Origin of the sequence: Streptomyces sp. NPDC088194, from assembly GCF_040702025.1 — a bacterium.
GTDB lineage: Bacteria > Actinomycetota > Actinomycetes > Streptomycetales > Streptomycetaceae > Actinacidiphila.
Genome location: NZ_JBFBIV010000035.1, coordinates 61,031 through 78,628 on the forward strand (window position 1 = coordinate 61,031; position 17,598 = coordinate 78,628).

11 protein-coding genes and 3 pseudogenes are annotated in these 17,598 nt (G+C 68.5%); 5 read left to right on the top strand and 9 right to left on the bottom strand.

The annotated features are described in order from the left end of the window. Nucleotides 1–137: 137 nt before the first annotated feature. Both AB0399_RS20770 and AB0399_RS20775 read left to right on the top strand, forming a co-directional pair. Complete coding sequence (locus tag AB0399_RS20770) at nt 138–788, top strand: DUF4365 domain-containing protein (RefSeq protein WP_366412330.1); 651 nt, start codon at nt 138–140, stop codon at nt 786–788. Next, a complete protein-coding gene (locus AB0399_RS20775; protein ID WP_366412331.1) occupies nt 785–1,981 on the top strand; it encodes a hypothetical protein in 1,197 nt (398 codons plus the stop codon). The genes AB0399_RS20770 and AB0399_RS20775 overlap by 4 nt, the downstream gene beginning before the upstream one ends. 119 nt (nt 1,982–2,100) lie before the next feature. On the opposite strand, the gene AB0399_RS20780 is transcribed toward AB0399_RS20775, so the two are convergent. The 9 genes and pseudogenes from AB0399_RS20780 to murF all read right to left on the bottom strand — a co-directional run bounded on the left by AB0399_RS20780 (nt 2,101) and on the right by murF (nt 14,783). Continuing rightward, on the bottom strand, nt 2,101–3,033 hold the full coding sequence (locus AB0399_RS20780; protein WP_366412332.1) for a hypothetical protein: 933 nt from the start codon (nt 3,031–3,033) through the stop codon (nt 2,101–2,103). Then, entirely contained in the window at nt 3,030–3,614 is a 585-nt protein-coding gene (locus AB0399_RS20785) for a hypothetical protein (RefSeq protein ID WP_366412333.1), read from the bottom strand. The genes AB0399_RS20780 and AB0399_RS20785 overlap by 4 nt, the downstream gene beginning before the upstream one ends. A 90-nt stretch (nt 3,615–3,704) precedes the next feature. Further along, nucleotides 3,705–4,152 (bottom strand): annotated as a pseudogene (locus AB0399_RS20790) (helix-turn-helix domain-containing protein); the annotation flags it as partial. 117 nt (nt 4,153–4,269) lie between these two features. Further along, nucleotides 4,270–4,479: pseudogene (locus AB0399_RS20795) on the bottom strand (transposase); the annotation flags it as partial. A 33-nt stretch (nt 4,480–4,512) separates the two neighbouring features. After that, on the bottom strand, nt 4,513–8,685 hold the full coding sequence (locus AB0399_RS20800; RefSeq protein ID WP_366412334.1) for a DNA methyltransferase: 4,173 nt from the start codon (nt 8,683–8,685) through the stop codon (nt 4,513–4,515). Continuing rightward, nucleotides 8,685–11,927 (bottom strand): DISARM system SNF2-like helicase DrmD, encoded by a 3,243-nt coding sequence (drmD, locus tag AB0399_RS20805; RefSeq protein WP_366412335.1) that lies wholly within the window; start codon nt 11,925–11,927, stop codon nt 8,685–8,687. Before drmD ends, AB0399_RS20800 begins: the two co-directional genes overlap by 1 nt. A 119-nt stretch (nt 11,928–12,046) precedes the next feature. Beyond that, a pseudogene (locus tag AB0399_RS20810) lies at nt 12,047–12,254 on the bottom strand (PH domain-containing protein); the annotation flags it as partial. 636 nt (nt 12,255–12,890) lie between these two features. Beyond that, the gene (locus tag AB0399_RS20815; RefSeq protein WP_366412336.1) at nt 12,891–13,328 is read right to left on the bottom strand and encodes a DUF6215 domain-containing protein; all 438 of its coding nucleotides are present in this window, start codon (nt 13,326–13,328) and stop codon (nt 12,891–12,893) included. A 42-nt stretch (nt 13,329–13,370) separates the two neighbouring features. Next, nucleotides 13,371–14,783, bottom strand: coding sequence for a UDP-N-acetylmuramoyl-tripeptide--D-alanyl-D-alanine ligase (gene murF, locus AB0399_RS20820; RefSeq protein WP_366412337.1), 1,413 nt, complete (start codon nt 14,781–14,783; stop codon nt 13,371–13,373). 171 nt (nt 14,784–14,954) lie between these two features. Between murF and AB0399_RS20825 the strand changes: the two genes are divergently transcribed. The 3 genes from AB0399_RS20825 to vanX are packed head-to-tail and all read left to right on the top strand — an operon-like array spanning nt 14,955 to nt 17,567. After that, nucleotides 14,955–15,929, top strand: a complete 975-nt coding sequence (locus AB0399_RS20825; RefSeq protein WP_366412350.1) for a D-isomer specific 2-hydroxyacid dehydrogenase family protein — start codon at nt 14,955–14,957, stop codon at nt 15,927–15,929. Next, nucleotides 15,922–16,962, top strand: coding sequence for a D-alanine--(R)-lactate ligase (vanA, locus tag AB0399_RS20830; RefSeq protein ID WP_366412338.1), 1,041 nt, complete (start codon nt 15,922–15,924; stop codon nt 16,960–16,962). Before AB0399_RS20825 ends, vanA begins: the two co-directional genes overlap by 8 nt. Then, on the top strand, nt 16,959–17,567 hold the full coding sequence (gene vanX / locus AB0399_RS20835) for a D-Ala-D-Ala dipeptidase VanX (protein WP_366412339.1): 609 nt from the start codon (nt 16,959–16,961) through the stop codon (nt 17,565–17,567). Before vanA ends, vanX begins: the two co-directional genes overlap by 4 nt. Nucleotides 17,568–17,598: the final 31 nt, after the last annotated feature.

The following is a 17,598-nucleotide window of genomic DNA, read 5'->3' on the forward strand; positions in this document are numbered from 1 at the left end:
CCGGGGCGGACTGGTGCGGCCTGATTCTGATCAAGGCTATTGGCCGAAGGTGTGACCTCCATTACTGTGCGTTGAACGAGGGGTACACAGGTGCACGAGGACCGCACGTGCCCTGTGCGTTGGGTGATCGGGGGCAGATGACGGACAGCACGACCGGTGGCATCCCCCACCAGCAGCCGAACGACCTGTTGAAGCGCCTGTTCGCCCCGAAATCCACTGGGCCGAGCAGTCCTGTGCCCGCGCCCGCCTGGGTGCAGGGATCGCACGGTTTCGGCGACAACGGCCATCGGGGTGCCTTCGGTGAGGAGTTCATCCGCATGCTGGCCACAGCGGCCAACCTCGACGTGACGCGCAAGGAGCGCGACCGGGTCGGAGTGGACTGGCAGTTGGGGTACGCCGGGCGCAGGGGGACCCGTAAATATCCGGCCATTGAGGCGCAGGTCAAGTGCACGGCGTCGCCGGACCTCCACGAAGACCACATCCGCTATCCGCTCAAGGTGAAGAACTACAACCAGCTGGCCGGCACCGACTACGAGATGCCCCGCTTCCTGTTCCTCGTGCTGGCTCCGGTCGACCCCCATGCCTGGTCGCACGTCACCGAGGAGCGGCTACGCCTGAGCCACGCCGCGTACTGGCTGTGCCTGCACGATCAGGAGCCCCTCGCACCGGACAGCACATCGGGTTCGAGTACGCGCACTGTCTACGTCCCGCGTGCCAACCTGCTGACCGCCGACTCCTTGCACGATCTGTTCGCCGAGGACTACCGGGAGCTGGTGGGGGTGGGATGACGGTGATCACTGACGCGGAGTTCGAGCGGGCCGCGACCCTCGCGCCCGAGGTCGTCCGGCGCTATCTGAGTGGCAAGGGCTGGAGCGCGGAGCGGGACCTGTCGGGCGCAGAGCTGTGGGAGTGGAGGCCGCGCGACGAGCCGGGCCCGCCCTACGAACTGCTGGTGCCGGTGCGGCGCCGCCGTGACTACGCCGGTCGGGTCGCCGACATCCTGGAGACGCTGGCCGTGGTGGAGGCGCGGCCCGCCGGTGACATCCTCCGGGAGATGCGCCTGCCCCCGGTGGACTGGCAGTTCCTGCGCCTGGTGCCGCCCGGCCCTTCGGGTACGGCTCCCCTGCTCGACCTGGTGTCGGCGCTGACCGGCCTGAAGGACCTGCACACGGCGGCGGCGTCCTCGGCGCTGGGCCCTCGCGCGGTACAGCCCGCACAGAAACCGCAGCCGGTGAAGGACCATGTGGCGTCGGTACGCCTGGACCAGACCCGTGTCGGCAGTTACGTCGTCGCCGCTCACGTCCCCCTGCCGGAGGGCCCCTACGGCAGACAGGACCGCAGGGGCCAGGGCTCTCTCTTCGACGAGACGGAGCTGACTCGGCAGCGCAGCCTGGCGGCGCAGCGGTCCGAACCGTTCGCCCGCCGGGTGTCCCGGATGCTGTACGCGGGTGTCACCTGCGCGCACGAGGCCGCCGAGCTGACCCTGGCCCAGGACTCCGTGCCGCGCGTCGAGCACATGTCGGGTGCCGGCCTGTCCGCCAACCTGTGCGAGGCCCTGGTGAGGATCGCGGGCGAGGAGCGCCGTGTCTTCTCCCTCGCCTTCGCGTGGTCGGCCGAGCGGCCGGTGGAGCAGCCCTCACCGCCGGTTGTGATCAACCGACGTCATGTAGTGGCGCTGGAGGCCGTGGCGCAGAACTTGCGCGAGCGGCTAGGACGTGAGGAGAACGCGATCCTGCACGGGGTGGTGACCAAGCTGCACTGGGATGTGAACCCTCGTGAGGCGACGGTCTACGGTTCCTTCCTCCACGATGACTCCCAGCGGCATCGGAGCGTCCGGGTGGTGCTGCGGGCGCAGGACATCGACAGGGCCACCGAGGCAGGGCGCAACGGGTGGGAGGTCGCGGTCAGCGGTGACGTGGAGCCGCGGGGTACGGGGATGCGAATGCGAGAAGTTCGGGACTTCGTGGTAAGGCCTGAGTAGGGGCTTGTGCGGAGGGCGTGGAGGCAGCCGCATACTGCCTTCATGGCTTCGTCCAGTACGGCGGTCGGCTCCAGAAGAGCCCCTGCCGCGGCGGGATCTTCGTCCTCGGGTCGCTCTGATCAGGGTTCAAGCGGCAGAGAAGACTGTTCCGCCGCCGGGCCGAGATACTTGTACTCGGTTGATCGGGCGATTCCCACCGCATCGAGGCATTGACGGAAGCGGACCCGGAAGTGCACGTTGTCGCCGAGGCTTGGACGCATGCGGAGCAGTGCCTCCGGCTCCTCGAAGTGGACGTCGTAAGCGTGCGCGTTCCTGGCTGTGCCCGTCTTGACCTTCACCCAGCCGCTTTCGCGGAGCTCAGTGATGCGGCCCGAGATGATGATCTCCTGGTCGCGGGGCCTCGTCTCACGAAGCCGCTCGACATAGCGCCTGCCGCGCTCCGTGAGCTGAGCCCTGCGCGTGTCTCCGTCAGCGCCGTACCAGGTCATCCCCAAATCGAGCTCGTACTTGCTCAAGGCCCGTGCCAGGGTGTCCACCGCGTCGAAGAGACGCGACCACTCACGCACGTCCTGTTCAGCCTCGAGCGCGCCGAGCAGTCTGATGAGCATCTGCATGCCGGTACTCGTGGCCGATGTGGCGGGAGCGTCCATGGCCGGGGGCTCCGAGAAAGCGGCGGACGGCACGGGACGCGCATGGACCACGGTGCTGCCGGCTGAGATGCCCGTGAGCTCCAGCTGAACGGGAGTGCCCGCTGCGACGGAGATGGCGTTCTCTACCGGATTCAGCAGAGCGTCGCCCCATTGGAAGCGCAGTGCACCCCCTTCAGTGTCCGGCCCGGTCAGCCGGAGCCGCAGTTCCTCGTCGAGGCGGGCGTCGGGCTCGTAGGCACGTACCGCGGCGAGACGGCTGGCCCGGTGCTCCGCCTCGACCTCCTCGTCGTCCCGTTCTTCGGTGCCCATTTCCTCGAGGAGGCGCGCAGCGTTCTCGGCCGCGGCCGGATCGTCCCCGAGCAGCGCACGCCTGCGCTCACGCCAGCTGTCGCCGGTGGTCACAGTCGCACCTCCAGGTATCCGCGTGCCGGGGCGGCACTCTCGCGCGACGGGGAGCGGTCCGTCTGGCCGGGCAGTCGGCATCGCTGCCACCAGTCGTCCCACACACCCCGTTCCATGAAGTATGTCCGTTCCTCGGCGGTGAAGCGGTCAGGCCGGAAGACATGGCCGACGGGCTGGTACCCGACCCTGACCGGTGAGACTCCGAACTTGCGCAGCATGTTGTCCCGGCTCTGGAAAGCGGTGGTCAGCCATTTGGAGCCGGGTCTGCCGCGCACGGCGCGCTCGGCACTCACGTCGATCAGGAGGGTCGCGTCGATGTTCCGCGGATCGGTCTTCGCGCTTACGAAGCTGCCGCCGAGCCACAGCCTGTGGATGAGCGTGTGCCCGTCCATGACGTCCCCGTACGCGTCCTCCAGCGTGAAGAAGGGATCCAGAAAGGCGTGCAGTCCGTCCCACAGTGACTGGCGTGTGTCTGAGTCCTGGAACTCCGGCGCGCCGACCAACATGGCCTCGGCCTCCTCGAAGGAGACGGAATAGCGGCCCAGCGGAAGGAAGCCGTTCGCGGCGAAGGAAGGCAGCACATGAAGTCCTGTCGGGTACGGATGGACGCCGTGAGGGTGCGGAGTATGACGGCGAGTTCTGCAGCCACGGATCATCCTGCCGTGCGGGTCTTACCCCGTCAGAGATTTCCGGCACTTGGTCGTCCACCTCTCTGCACTCACGGCACTACCCGGTTGCGGTGCCCGGAAGGCGTGGTCGCCGTGGTCGCAGGTCTGGAGGAGGTGGCGGGGCTCAGGGTCCGGGGGCCGGAACGGCGGCGGGGGCGGAAGCTGGGCGGTCAGGCGGTCAGGCGGTCAAGCGGTGAGCGAGGAGCGGGGCCGGGCGGATCAGGGAATTGTTCGGCAGGTTCGCGGTGAGGGCATGGCGTACGGCGGTGGGGGTGAGGTCGCGCTCCAGCCAGGCAGCGACGCCGGGTACCAGGTGTTCGGCCTCGGTGGCGGACAGGAGCAGGCGGGGGTCGTGGCGGCGCAGGCCGGCGACGACGTCGGCTGCGGCATGGAGGAGGTCGGGCGAGCGGCACGATGGCTTCGGGACGGCGAGGAGGCGACGCTGGCGTGGCGAGGGCTCGTCCGGGGGCGTGTAACCGGGCGCGACTGCGGCTGGCCGTCTCACGGGTGGTGCGATCGCCGGGTCAGTTGCAGGAAACCGTGCTGGCTGGTGTGGTTTAAGAGGTCCTTAGCAAAGGCGTTGGACGTGGCGGTGGATGATGAGGCAGGTGGCGAGGCCGAGAAAGACTTCGTGGATGTCGTCGCGTCGTTCCCAGCAGATCCGCAGGCGGCGGAATCCGTGCAGCCAGGCGATGGTGCGCTCTACCACCCAGCGGAAAACACCCAGGCCGGAGCCATGTACGACGCCTCGTCCGGCGATGACGGGACGGATCCCGCGGGCCCAGCCGGGCGCGGGGAATTGCCGTACGGCTCAGAAAAGTGCGTCGGGCTGAGCGAACAGAGTGCCCTCGTCGAAGTGTCCCTGGGCAGCACTGGAATTACGCGTGGCGGCCCGAGTCTTCCCCTTGGCCTTACGGGCGGCAGCCCTCCGCCGTTTTGCCTCCGGCGTGTGCTCTCCCCGTTTAACTTCCTCCTCGTACCGTGCGTGGTTCAGTTGAAGCAGCAGGTCCAGTGCCTTCGTCTGGGCCCTTGGTGACATGGTGTAGCGGGTTCCGCGCCGGGTCTCGTGAAAGCCATACTCAAGATCTATGTCCCAGTTATAGCTGGCCAACACGGCATGGTCGATCCTGCGGTGGAGGTCTCTGAGCGCGATGATGTCGGAGGCTGTCTCCTTGGGTGAGTGGATGCTCTGCGACAGCGGTGTGAGTGCGAGACCAACACGCTTCTGCAAGGTTTCCATTGCCCTGCCCAGGCTGACAAGTTCCTCGTTCAGTTCTGGGGCAGGAAGCGGTGCGCAGCAGGTCGTTGGTGTATAGCGCAAATCTGCGGTACGGGTAGGACCGTATCGGACGGTCCACCAAAATTGGAACTCACTGCTACGGAAGGCCAGTTCTGCGTGACTGTCCGTCGGGAAGACGATCAACGTCTGGTCGAAGACAGAGGCGCTAGGCATGAGTGCAGGCAGTTGCGTACTGGTTGTTTGGCCAATAACGATGACCTGCTCAAGGTCTGCGATGGACTCGTACAACTGCGGTGCACGCTCAGCGAACTGCCACCAGCGGTCTCGGCGCGCTGGTCTCTTGTTTTTCGCGCGTAGCGGCTTTACTTCGCGTTCAACGATCGCAAAGACATCCTCGTACCGAGATGCTTCTTCGGTGGACCATCCGCGGAAGTTGATTACCCAACGTCGCGCTGGTGCCCCGGTTCGCTGGTTTAGATCGTCGCCGTTGAAGTATGGAAACAAGACGTCCTTATTTGCAGAATTCTTTTCCATGAGTTCCTGGGCCTGTTCAGGTTCAAGGAGGAATCCGGAACCCAAAACGTACGATCCGATGAATGCTCGGTTCTCGTTTTCCACGAGGTGATGGAGCTTGCCAGTGGCTTGCGTACGGGCTGTGAGGAGCGGGGTAATCCCATCTACGTGCTTGCCGTCAAGGGATACGGCTTCGGTGGATCCCAAGTTCTGAGCCAGCCAGACAAGGGCAACCTCGACGTTGGCCGTACCGGGCCAGGGCTGAGACCTGTTTGCCCGGCTAACGGTCCAGCCGTTCGTCGTCGCCTGTTCAAGCCCCACTTCCTTGGTGTAGCCCTGCGCGATCGTCTTCGTAGCGATAATGCCCGTGCGCCGTCCCGGTGCGATACTTAGGTTTCGCAGCAGGAAGTACGCACAGAGGTCAGCGTGCCCACGTGTGCCGCTGGCTAGCCGGTTGACCAGGTACTCGCGATAGGCGTGCCCGTGCACGCCGGTGATCTTCAATCCACCCATAAACGGCGGATTCCCCACCACCGCGTCAAACCCGGCAGCGCCGCCGCCCCCCATAACTTCTGGAAACTCCAACGGCCAATGCAACGGCCGAACCGCCTCCGCCCGAGGCCCGTTCAGCCACCCCGCCACAATCGCCTGCGCCTGCGCCTGCGCCTGCGCAGCCGCAACCTCCGCAGCCGACTCGTCGTCCCCCAGCGCTGTGGCGACCAGCCCCGCCACAGCCTCCAGCCGGTACCGGTACGCCCGGCTCTTGGCGTCCTCCTTGGCGTCACGGAACCGCGCAGCGCCCCGTGCCCCGCCGACGTTCTCCTCGCCGGTGATCTCGGACGCCTCCTCGTCGGAGATGCCCTCGGCGGCCAGCGCAGCCCCCACCACGGCATCCGCCGCCAGCCGCAGCTTGCCGCTCAGGGCTTCCGCCTGCGCCAGCAGCTTGGCCTTGTCCCGCACCACCCGGATGTCCGTGACCGCCGTGGACTCGATCTGCCGTCGCAGCTCGGCCGCCCGGGACAGCAGCGACTCCGTGTTCTCCAGCGCCCGTGCGACCTCCGGGCTCAACTGCCGGTCCTGCCAGTCCAAATGGAACTGCCGGACCTGGCGCACGTCGATGACGCCGATCAGCGAGTCGCCGCACCGCAGCGCATGGTCGAGGAACGAGAACGGCCGCCCCTTCGCCAGCGTCACCAGCCACAGCGACAGCTTGGCCAGCTCCACAGCCATGGGGTCGCGGTCGACGCCGTACAGGCACTGGTCGGCCACCAACCGCCGGGCGATCTGGTGCAGTTGCTCGTGGTCGTCCCGGTCCACGTCCCGTGCGATCTCCGGCGGAAGCTCCGCCTCGCGCAGCCACGCCTCAACCACCCGGTCCGCCAGGTACCGGCACGCCGACACCAGGAACGCGCCGGAACCCATCGCCGGGTCCAGCACCCGCAGCTTCAGCAGCTCCTCGGCCTTCTTCGCCCGCCAGACACCCGTCTCCGCACCCTCCGCCGGGCCCGGCGAGAAGCACAGCGGGGCCAGCGTGTGCTCCACGACCTCCTCGGCCAGCGCCTTCGGCGTGTAATGCGTGCCGGTGTCTCGCCGATTTCCCGAACGGACTATGATGACTGAGCCCGCAGGCCACACCTTCGGCTCGCCGCGCAGGTCGGTGCCGTACAGGCCGGAGAAGGCGGCCGCCCGTTCGACGAGGACGGGGTCGCTGCCGCACGCTGTCTCCAGCTCGACCGTCACCGTGCCGGACGTGGCCTGTGCCGCCTCCACCGTCGCTGGCTTTGCGCCGGCCGCCGCCGCCACCTGGTCGGCGATCGTCCTCGCCGCCGACCACTCCTCCAGGCGGGCCAGCGGCAGTACCGCCTCGTACTTGCGGTCCCGGCCGAAGGAGACCCCGACGTACGGTTCCTCCGCCCAGTGGCAGCCGTACTCCAGCAGACCCTCGTAGACATGGCCGATCTGCTCGACGTCCAGGCCTTTGTACGACAGGCGCTCCTTGCCCTTGAAGCCTCTGCGGGCGCGCAGGGTGAGGAGGGCGTCGAGGATCTCGTACACCACCCGGTCCGTCACCTTGGCCTGGACCAGCCACGGGAAGCGGGACGGGTCGAAGAGCGAGCCGCCGTAGGGCGGGATCCACAGCTGGTCGTGAGTGCTGCCGCCGTGGATCGCGGCGAACACCGCGAGCAGGCGCGGCCAGGTCGCCTCCACCCGGTCACCCAGCTCGTCGCCGTGCAGGTTCTGCGCCTTCGCAAGCTCGTCGTGCAGGGGGCCGACGGCGTACGAGTCGCGGTACAGCTTGTCCCAGGAGGGCAGCAGGCGCTGCTCCTCGGCGTAGAGGAGGAAGACGAGGCGCATCATCACGGTGAGCGCGCCCTCGTAGACCTGCTTGGCCGGTACGCCCCGCAGCAGGTCGCCGCCCGACTCGCGGTCCAGCCGAGACACCTCCGCCACCAGCAGGGACACCGCCTCGCGCACCTGGCGGCCCAGGGTGTCGGTGACCTCGGACTGGGCGTCGGCGGTGCGGGCGAACAGGCCTGCCGTGGAATCGGAGGGCTTGCCCTCCGCGTCCAGTGGCGGGCGGACCACACGGCTCGCGGTGAGCAGGCTCGTGAATGCGCGAGCAAGGATTGGTTCCTCGGTCCACAGGTCCGCGTCGAAGACGGCGATCGTCGTCGCTTCCTTCGGCCGGGCGTGGACCAGGGCCCATTCGCGGCCGTTCGTCAGCAAGGCGAGCGGCACCTCGCGGGCGCGGCACAGTTCGGCCGCGCGATCGGCGAGGCCGGGCTGTTCGCCGCGCGGGCGGTTGAGGGGGCCTTCCCAGTCGGCCGTGAGGAAGAACAGAGCGCGCGGGGCCAGACCGCCCGACCGGCCGGGGCCGACCAGGACCGCGTCGGGCGTGTTGACGCCGGCACACAGCGACTCGGGGATCGCGGCACCCTCGCGCAGGCCGGGCGCCCGCCATCCCAGCAGCTCCGCCAGCACGAACGTCTCCCACGCGGAGCGCAGCAGTGCCGGGTCCTCTTGGACCTCCGCCCAGGCCTGCCGTAGCCGCTCCCACGTCTCCGGCGGGACCGTGTCCAGGCCCTGCGGGAACGCGTCGACCAACACCGGCAGCGAGAGGAACGGGCCGTCGGGGCGCAGCAGCCGCAGCCAGTCCTCGTGCTGCTGGGCTGGGGTGGGGACCGAGCCCTTCGGCGGAATCCTCCTGGAGGTGCGGGCGGCGGGCGGCATCAGCGGTTCTCCTGGCGGGCGGTGGCGGAGAGGGAACGGGGGACGAGGAAGGTCACGGCGACTGGGAACCAGCGGGGCGAGGGATCGGACCAGCGGCGGCGCAGTGCGGCCGTCTCCGTCTGCGTCACCTCCGGCAGCCTCCGCAGCCGCTCCAGGAGCGCCTCGCGGTCGGCACGCAGCTGGCGGCGCTCGTCGTCGATGTCGAAGAGCGATTCCTGCTGCCAGTATCCCCTGTCGTCCAGGCGGGCCCGGATCGAACGGCCCAGGTCCTCCAGGACCGCGCGCATGCCCTCGACCTCCTGCTCGCACCGTTCGGCGAGCATCGTCTCGAGTGAGCGGAAGCGCCGGTTCGCCCGGTTGCTCAGGGCGCGTGTGAGACGGTCTTCCAGCTGGGGCCAGAGGTCGGTCAGTTCGGAGAGGACGGCCTCTGCGGGCAGCTCCTCCGTGGCCTCGGCCAGCCACCCGTCGACGTCCTCCATCTTCCCGGCAACGAACGTGCCGCCCTCGATCAGCCCGCCCGTGGTGATCACCTCCTCGTGCAGCCGCGTCCCACCGCTGCCGGTGATGACCACCCGGCCGTGCGCGACCACCGCCGGCTGCCGCAGCACACCGTCCGGCACCACCCGGGCCGTTACACGGGAGAGGCGGGCGCTCGCGCCGCTCGACCACAGCTCCGCCCGCAGCAGGCGCAGGCACATCTGGACCAGGCGGTGCCCCAGGTGGAGGTGCACCACGTCCGTGCGGTCGCGGGCCTCCGCCTCATCGAAGACGACCGGGCGCTCCTTGCCGGTGAGCGGGTGGCGCAGGCCATCGTTGCGGGCGCGTGCCCAGGCGCCGGGCAATTCGGGCAGCCGGAAGCAGCGGGCGCCCCGGCCGGACTGGGGGTCGGGAATCTCTGTGAGATCCTTGCGGTGGGCCAGCAGCAGGCCCGTACGGACGACACGCTCGACGGTCTCCGGGGTCAGGTGCAGCTGCATGCGGCTGTCCGCCAGGGCATCCACCAGCCGCTCCAGGTCGCGGGCCAGGTCGCGCTCGACCTTCAGGACGGCCCTGCCGGACCGCTTCGTGATTTCCGCGTCGGCGGTGGTCCAGCTCGAGCGCCGGCCGAGCATCTTCTGCTCGACCTGCGCGGCGATCACCTCGCCCGCGCTGCCCAAGTCCTCGCGGATCCGCTCGGTCTTGCGGGCGGCCACGGCGAGGAAGTGCAGCTCGTCCTCCAGGGCGCCGTCCTCGTAGCCGGAGTCCGTCTGGTGGTCGTGGGCCGGGTCGAAGCCCTGCCAGCCGCGCGGCACGAAGTGGTACACGTCCACCTGGTCGGCCCTCTGCCCGTGCCGGTCCACACGGCCGTTGCGCTGCTCCAGCCGGTTGGGGTTCCACGGGATCTCCCAGTGCAGGACCCGGTGGCAGTGCGCCTGGAGGTTGATGCCCTCGCTGGCCGCGTCGGTGCCGAGCAGGATACGGACCGGGGACAGGTCGGGGCTCTCCTGAAAGACCTGCTTGACCTGTTCCCGCTCCTCCTGGTCCTGGCCGCCGTAGAGCTGCGCGATCCGCTCCGCGGGGTATCCGGCGGCGAGCAGCTGGCCGTACAGCCAGCGTTGGGTGTCGCGGTACTCGGTGAAGACGATGACCCGCTCCGCCTCCCAGTCGCCCAGCGGGCCGTCCGGACAGACGATGCCGTCCAGCCACTCACGGAAGCGGGCGAACTTGGCGTCCGGCCGCTTCCCTGCGGTCACGGCCCACGCGTCGAGTTCCTTGAGCAGCCTGTGCTCGTGGTCCGAGAGCGGGCGCATGGCCTGGCGGGCGGCAGTCAGGGCTCGGGCCGCCGCCTCCGCCTGCTCCTGCTCGTTCTCCTCCTCAGCGTCCTCGATCCCGTCGATCAGGGGTCGCAGCACCCGGACGCTTGGGGCCGGTTCGTCCGTAGGCCCGGCCGTGCGTGACGTCATCGTCTTCAGGTGGGTGCTGATCGTCTCCGCGAACGCTTTCGGGGAAGACAGGAAGCGCTTTTTCAGCAGGGTCGTCACGAAGTCGGCGGCCGTCCGGCCGGACTTCCCGTCCCCCTGGCCGTCGCGGCGCGAGCGCGCGTACGCCGCCAGCTTCCCGTATGCCTCCCGCATACCGTCGGTGTATTCCACCTCCAAGGCGTGCGGCACCCGCCTGGGGAAGCGCGGTTTGCCGTTCCACAGCGGCGGGAGATCCGACTTCATGCGGCGGACCATCACCCGGCGCAGCTGCTCCTCAGACGGCTTGATGCCCCGTGCGAAACGGTGGTCGTCGAGCAGTTCCAGGAGCGCGGTGAAGGACTCCAGGTAGCCGTTGTGCGGAGTCGCGGAGAGGAAGAGGCGGTGCTCGCAGTGCGGCGCGAGCAGCTTCACGGCCCGCGTGCGCTGCGAGTCCACCGCGTACTTTCCGGTACCGGAGGGCGCACAGGTGTGCACCTCGTCCACCACCAGCAGGTCGAACGCCCGGGGGTACTCCGGGACCGGCGGCAGCAGTTCCCGCAGCATCCGCAGCGGGCGCTCTCGCTTCAGCCAGTCGATCGAGACGATCAGGCGCGGATGGTGTGTCCACGGGTTGGCGTACAGCCCGGCCGAGCGGCGCAGCTCACGCAGCATCCGAGTGTTGACGATGCGGAAGTCCAGGCCGAACTTGTCCCGCATCTCGTCCCGCCACTGAAGCGTCAGCCCGGCGGGGCAGACGATCAGCATGGAGCGGGCACGGTGGCGCAGCATAAGCTCCTGCATCACCAGGCCGGCCTCCACCGTCTTGCCCAGGCCGACGTCATCCGCGATCAACAGATTCGTGCGCGGCATGGACAGGGCGCGAACCACCGGGTCCAGCTGGTAGTCCTGGATCTCGACGCCCGAGCGGAACGGTGCCTGGAGGGCCGTCTTGTCGGCGGAGGCGATGGCCCCCCAGCGCACCGCGTCCAGGAAGGCGTCCAGGCGACCGGGGTCGTCAAACCCGCCCTTGGGTGAGGGCAGCTCGTACTGGTTGTGGACATCAGTGGCCTGCTCCAGCTCCCAGACCACCCGCAGTTCCTCGTCGCGGCCATCGCTTTCCAGCGAAGCCAGGGTGATCAAGTGGCTAGGCGCGGCCTCGGCGGCACGGGCCGGATCGTCGCTGGCGGCGGTCGAGCGGAGGATGTCGATGACGACCCAGGGGCGGTTGCGTACCGTCACTCGCTGACCCGGAGCCGGTACAGGGGACTGCATCGTGTTTGGATCCGCTGTCTGTTTGCGCATCGCGCTCGTCCCACCGGCCTCTCCCCAACGTATCGTGACCAAACGATCCTAAGAGCTTGGAGGCAGGACGTGGACGATGATGTCCGTATTGCGGGCCGGCGGCAGCAACTCGTGCCCGTCTACTTGGCGACGAACTGGGTGAGGATCGCCTGGACCTCGTAGATGTCGACGCCCTTGGTGAACGTCTTCTCGATGGAGGCCGCGGTGCCCGAGAGCCAGATCTTCAGCTCGGCGCCGAGGTCGGAGTGGCCGGCCGTCTCGACGGAAGAGTGCGGGAAGCTCCGGTACTGGATGGAGTGGAACCGTCTTCTTACCGGTGATGCCCTGCGAGAGCCCCGCCGCCTCTACACCTCCCGCCAGCCCCAGCGAAGACCAAGCCCCGACGCCGGCGCCGCGGCCTTCTCTTCCCGTAGAGTCGTTGGCGGACCTCTCTTGCGATGGCCGCCTGTGGCAAGGGGTGGTTGCTGGCACGCGCCGCCCACGCGCTCACGAGGCTCTACCTCACCGAGGTAGAGCCTCGTTGCATTGCAAGGGCGATGCGCTGGAGATCGGTTCGAGTCCTGCGCTGACCTGGGAAGCCAGCGCGTCACCCCTATGAGGGATGGTTGATGTGGCCGACCTGGGGCCAAGATGGGGCCGGAAGGACGGTGAAACCCCGGTAAGGATCATCGTCACCGAAGACGCCATAGGTGCTCTGACCTGGTAAAATAGGGAAGACGGGGACGGGGAGTGAAGCATAGGGGCATTCTCTTGCGTGCTCGTAATGCGTAGGTCTCGGGTTCGAATCCCGAAGGCGGCTCCACGAAACCCCAGGACTCACTCGCCGTGACCTGGGGTTTTCCTTGTCCGCGCTCACGTGGCCGCCCTCGGATTCGTCCCGGCACGCCGTTTGGGTTCGCCGGTGGCCGACCGGTGGCCATTCGTGCAGCGAGCGTGCGAAGGAGTCGTCGCCGCCCTTGGAGTTCAGAGCACGCGGGCCAGGGCGCCGGGCTGCTGTCGGAGTCGCTCCCCGTCGAGCCGGAAGTCGAGTCGGAGGGTGCGGTCGGTGTAAGGGATCGCGGGGCCGCGCCGTCCGCCCGCCGATCTACTCGCGGCCTTCGGGGTCTCCACGGGCGTCCCCAGCGGTTCTGCGAGGTCCGGCCGAGCAGCGCCTCGCACGACGGCGCCCCGGATACGCATCGCGACGCCGGACTCCTGCCCGCCCGAGCGCGTCGCGGGACGCGGGACACTGTCGGTCGACGACGTCGTCCGGAACACCCACAGCCCGCTTCCGAGCACCCCCGCCGGCACCACCGCCGTACGGCCTGACCTCGAACCCGCCGCCCCTTCGCAGGCGTGCCGACTCGTTCTGCCGTCCTCCCGCCCACTTCGAGCCGCCGACACGTGCCTGCGGAACGTCACTCGCGATCATCGGGTGCACAGGGAATTCCCTCGTCAGCCGGACTACGGGAGCGCGGCGGCGACTTCGTCGAGGTGCGCGCCGCGGGAGGCCTTGACGAGGACGACGTCGCCGGCGGCGAGGTGGTCGCGCAGCCAGTCGACGGCGGCGTCGTTGTCGGCGAGGGTCAGCGCCAAGACACCCGTCCGGGTCGCCGCTGCGTCGGCGATCGGCCGGGCGGCCTCGCCGACCGCGGCCACCACCTCGGCGCGGGAGGAGGCGTACTCCCCGATGGCGCGGTGCTCGGCCGCGCTCTCGTCGCCGAGTTCGCGCATCTCGCCGAGGACGGCGATACGGCGCCCGCTCCCGGTCACCGCCAGCGTGTCGAGGGCGTTCAGGGCGGCCCGGGTGGAGTCGGGGTTGGCGTTGTAGGAGTCGTTGAGCAGCGTGGCGCCGCAGGCGAGTTCTCGCGGCTCCATGCGCCACTTCGACAGTGCGGCGGTGGCCAGTGCCGCCGCGGACACGTCGAGGGGTATGCCAGCCGCCAGCGCCGCCGCGGCGGCGGCCGACGCGTTGAGCGCCTGGTGGGCGCCGACGAGCGGCAGCGTAACGGAAGCCGAGGCGGTGGCCGTCCGCAGAGCGAAGGACGGGCGGCCGAGCCGGTCCAGCGTCAGGTCGAGCACCCGCACATCGGCGTGCTCCGCCCGCCCGAAGGTCAGCACGGGACCGTCGGTGAACGAGCGCATCGCGGCCACTCGAGGGTCGTCGGCGTTGAGAACGGCGGTGCCGTTGGGGGCCAGTCCCCGTACGAGTTCGCCCTTGGTCCTGGAGATGGCTGCGCGCGACCCGAACTCGCCGAGGTGGGCCTGGCCGACGTTGAGCACAACGGCGATGTCGGGCGTGACCAGGCCGGTGAGCGCGGCGATGTCACCGACGTGCCGGGCGCCCATCTCGAGGACGAGGTACCGGGTCGCCGCGTCGGCGCGCAGCATGGTGAGCGGTACGCCCAGCTCGTTGTTGAGCGAGCCGAGCGTGGCGGTCGTCGGGGCGGCCTCCGAAAGTACCGCTGCCAGCAGGTCCTTGGTGCCGGTCTTGCCCTGGGAGCCGGTCAGCCCGACGACGGTCAGCCCGTCGCGCAGCCGGGCCACGACGTGGGCGGCGAGCGCCTGCACCGCGGCTTGGACGTCCTCTCCGACGACGGTGGGCAGCGCCGTGGGCCTGGAGCCGAGCGCGGCCACCGCACCGCTCAGGCCGGCCTGGCCGGCGTGGTCGTGGCCGTCGGTGTGCTCGCCGGCGAAGGCGAGGAAGAGGCCACCCGGTTCGGCCAGCCGGCCGTCGAGCACGGCCGGTGCGGTCACCGTCACGGTCGGGGTGCCGTCGCGTTCGCCCTCGATCTCGCCCGTCCCGCCGACGGCCCCGCCGCCGATGACCCTGCCGTGGACGACCGCCGCGATCTCGTGGAGGCTGAGAGGAATCATGGGTCCAGTGAAGGGCGCGCGGTGTATCGCCGGTGTATCGAAAACCGCATACGCGGGGGCAACACCAGGCTCTCTTGAATTCGATGCGTGACTTACAACGAACCCGCACGAACGGCGGACAGCCGCACCCGATCGCCGGCCTCCCCGCCCGCCACGTCCTCCGTATTCTCCCTGCCCGTCCCGACCACCGGAATCACCGTCTACTCCTGCGGTCAGGACGAGGCCCTCCTGTTCCGGGCGATGGCGCCGCGTTTCGGCGTAACGCCCGTCATCACCGAGGCCGCGGTATCCGAAGCCACCATCGACCTGGCACTTGGGAACCGCTGCGTCAGCGTGGGTCATAAAACGCGGATCGCCAATACCACCCTCCTCGCGCTCAGCCGGGTCGGCGTCACCTACATCTCCACGCGCAGCATCGGCTGCAACCACATCGACGTGACATACGCGGAGAGCGTCGGCATTTCCGTCGGGAGTGTCTCCTATTCGCCGGACAGCGTGGCCGACTACACGTTGATGCTGATGCTGATGGCGGTGCGCCACGCGAAATCCATGATCCGCCGGGTGGACGGTCATGATTACCGGTTGGGTGATGTGCGCGGCAGGGAACTGCGCGATCTGACCGTCGGGGTAGTGGGAACAGGGCGCATCGGCGCGGCAGTGCTCGACCGGCTGCGGGGATTCGGCAGTCGCGTGCTGGCCTGCGACAACCGTCCCAAGACCGCCGCGGAATACGTTCCGCTCGATGAATTGCTGCGGCGGAGCGACATCGTCACGCTCCACACTCCGCTCACCGCGGAAACGCACCATCTCCTGAACCGCCGGCGTATCGAGCGGATGAAGCACGGCGCCTTCATCGTCAACACCGGTCGCGGCGGGCTGATCGACACCGAGGCCCTGGTGCCGGCCTTGGAGAGCGGGAGGTTGGGCGGTGCGGCGCTGGACGTCCTCGAAGGAGAGGAAGGGGTCTTCTACGTCGACCGCCGGAACACCTCCGCCGTGAGCGGGCCGCTGTCGCGGTTGCAGGGACTGTCGAATGTGCTCATCAGTCCGCATACCGCGTATTACACGGACCATGCCCTGAGGGACACCGTCGAGAACTCCATCGTCAACTGCCTGACATTCGAAAGAGGGAATCAGCATGGCTAAGATGAAGGTCGGCATCATATTCGGCGGAGCCTCCGAAGAGCACCCCATCTCGGTCAAGTCCGCACAAGAGGTCGCAAGGAACCTCGACATCACGAAGTACGAACCGTTCTACATCGGGATCTCGAAGAGCGGTGCGTGGAATCTCTGCGACGGACCCGACGCCGAGTGGGAGAGCGGCAGTCTCCGGCCGGCCGTGCTGTCGGCGGACAGCAGCGTCGGCGGACTGCTCGTCATGGAGCAGGGGCGGTTCGGAACCATCGGTCTCGATGTCGTCCTGCCCGTCCTGCACGGCAGGTTCGGCGAGGACGGTGCGATTCAGGGTCTGCTGGAGCTCTCCGGCATTCCGTACGTGGGTTGCGACGTCCAGAGTTCCGCGCTGTGCTTGGACAAATCCCTCGCCTACACGGTCGCGCGGAGCGCCGGAATCGGCACGCCGAATTTCTGGACGCTCACCGCGGGCGAGGAGGTCGATCCCTGCCGGTTCACCTACCCCGTCTTCGTGAAGCCGGCCCGTTCGGGGTCGTCCTTCGGCGTCAGCAAGGTGACGCGGGGAGAAGAGCTGCCGAGCGCGGTGGAGGCGGCCCGGAAGTACGACTCGAAGGTGCTGGTCGAGGAGGCCGTGGTCGGCAGCGAGGTCGGCTGCTCGATCCTGGGGAACGATCTCGACCTGTTCGCGGGCGAGGTGGACCGGATCGCGCTGTCGCACGGCTTCTTTCGGATCCATCAAGAGATCCGGCCGGAGAGCGGTTCCGACAACTCGACGCCCATCGTGCCCGCCGACATTCCGGAGGAGTCGCGGTCGCTCGTTCAGGAGACGGCGAAGGCCGTGTACCGGGCCATGGGGTGCGGTGGGCTGGCGCGGGTGGACCTGTTCCTCAAGGAGGACGGAGAGGTAATCCTCAACGAGGTCAATACGCTGCCCGGTCTCACCTCGTACAGCCGCTATCCGCGGATGATGGCGGCCGCCGGGCTGTCGCTCGCCGCCGTGATCGACCGGGCGGTGGCGCTGGCGCTGGCGGGCAAGGGCCGATGAAAGAGGACTTCGGATTTGTGGACGAGCACGTACCCGGAATACGCTGGGACGCCAAATACGCCACCTGGGACAACTTCACCGGCAAACCGGTGGACGGGTATCTGGCCAATCGAATCGTCGGCACGCGGGCGCTGTGCGGTGCCCTGGACAGAGCGCGGGAAAAGGCGGAAACCCTCGGCCTGGGTCTGCTGCTCTGGGACGGCTACCGCCCGCAGCGCGCCGTGGACTGCTTTCTGCGCTGGTCGGAGCAGTCGGAGGACGGCCGGACGAAGCCGCGGCACTATCCGAACATCGACAGGGCCGAGATGTTCGACAAGGGATATGTCGCCGCCAAGTCGGGCCACAGCCGGGGCAGTACCGTGGACCTGACGCTCTATCACTTGGCCACCGGTGAACTCACCCCCATGGGTGGCGGCCACGACCTGATGGATTCGGTCTCGCATCACGGTGCGCGGGGAATCACGCCAGCCGAGACAGCGAACCGTCAGCACCTGCGTTCCCTCATGGAGGAATGCGGTTTCAGTTCCTACGCCTGCGAGTGGTGGCATTACACCCTGCGGGACGAACCCTATCCGGACACCTATTTCGATTTCCCCATCACATAGCGAGGACGGACGATGGCGCAGGCGGACACGG

Bases quoted from the DNA above. Each gene is read 5' to 3' on its own strand.
- AB0399_RS20800 (WP_366412334.1), bottom strand. From the start codon at position 8,685: ATGCCGCCCGCCGCCCGCACCTCCAGGAGGATTCCGCCGAAGGGCTCG.
- drmD (WP_366412335.1), bottom strand. From the start codon at position 11,927: ATGCGCAAACAGACAGCGGATCCAAACACGATGCAGTCCCCTGTACCG.
- AB0399_RS20770 (WP_366412330.1), top strand. From the start codon at position 138: ATGACGGACAGCACGACCGGTGGCATCCCCCACCAGCAGCCGAACGAC.
- vanX (WP_366412339.1), top strand. From the start codon at position 16,959: ATGAAAGAGGACTTCGGATTTGTGGACGAGCACGTACCCGGAATACGC.
- AB0399_RS20775 (WP_366412331.1), top strand. From the start codon at position 785: ATGACGGTGATCACTGACGCGGAGTTCGAGCGGGCCGCGACCCTCGCG.
- vanA (WP_366412338.1), top strand. From the start codon at position 15,922: ATGGCTAAGATGAAGGTCGGCATCATATTCGGCGGAGCCTCCGAAGAG.
- murF (WP_366412337.1), bottom strand. From the start codon at position 14,783: ATGATTCCTCTCAGCCTCCACGAGATCGCGGCGGTCGTCCACGGCAGG.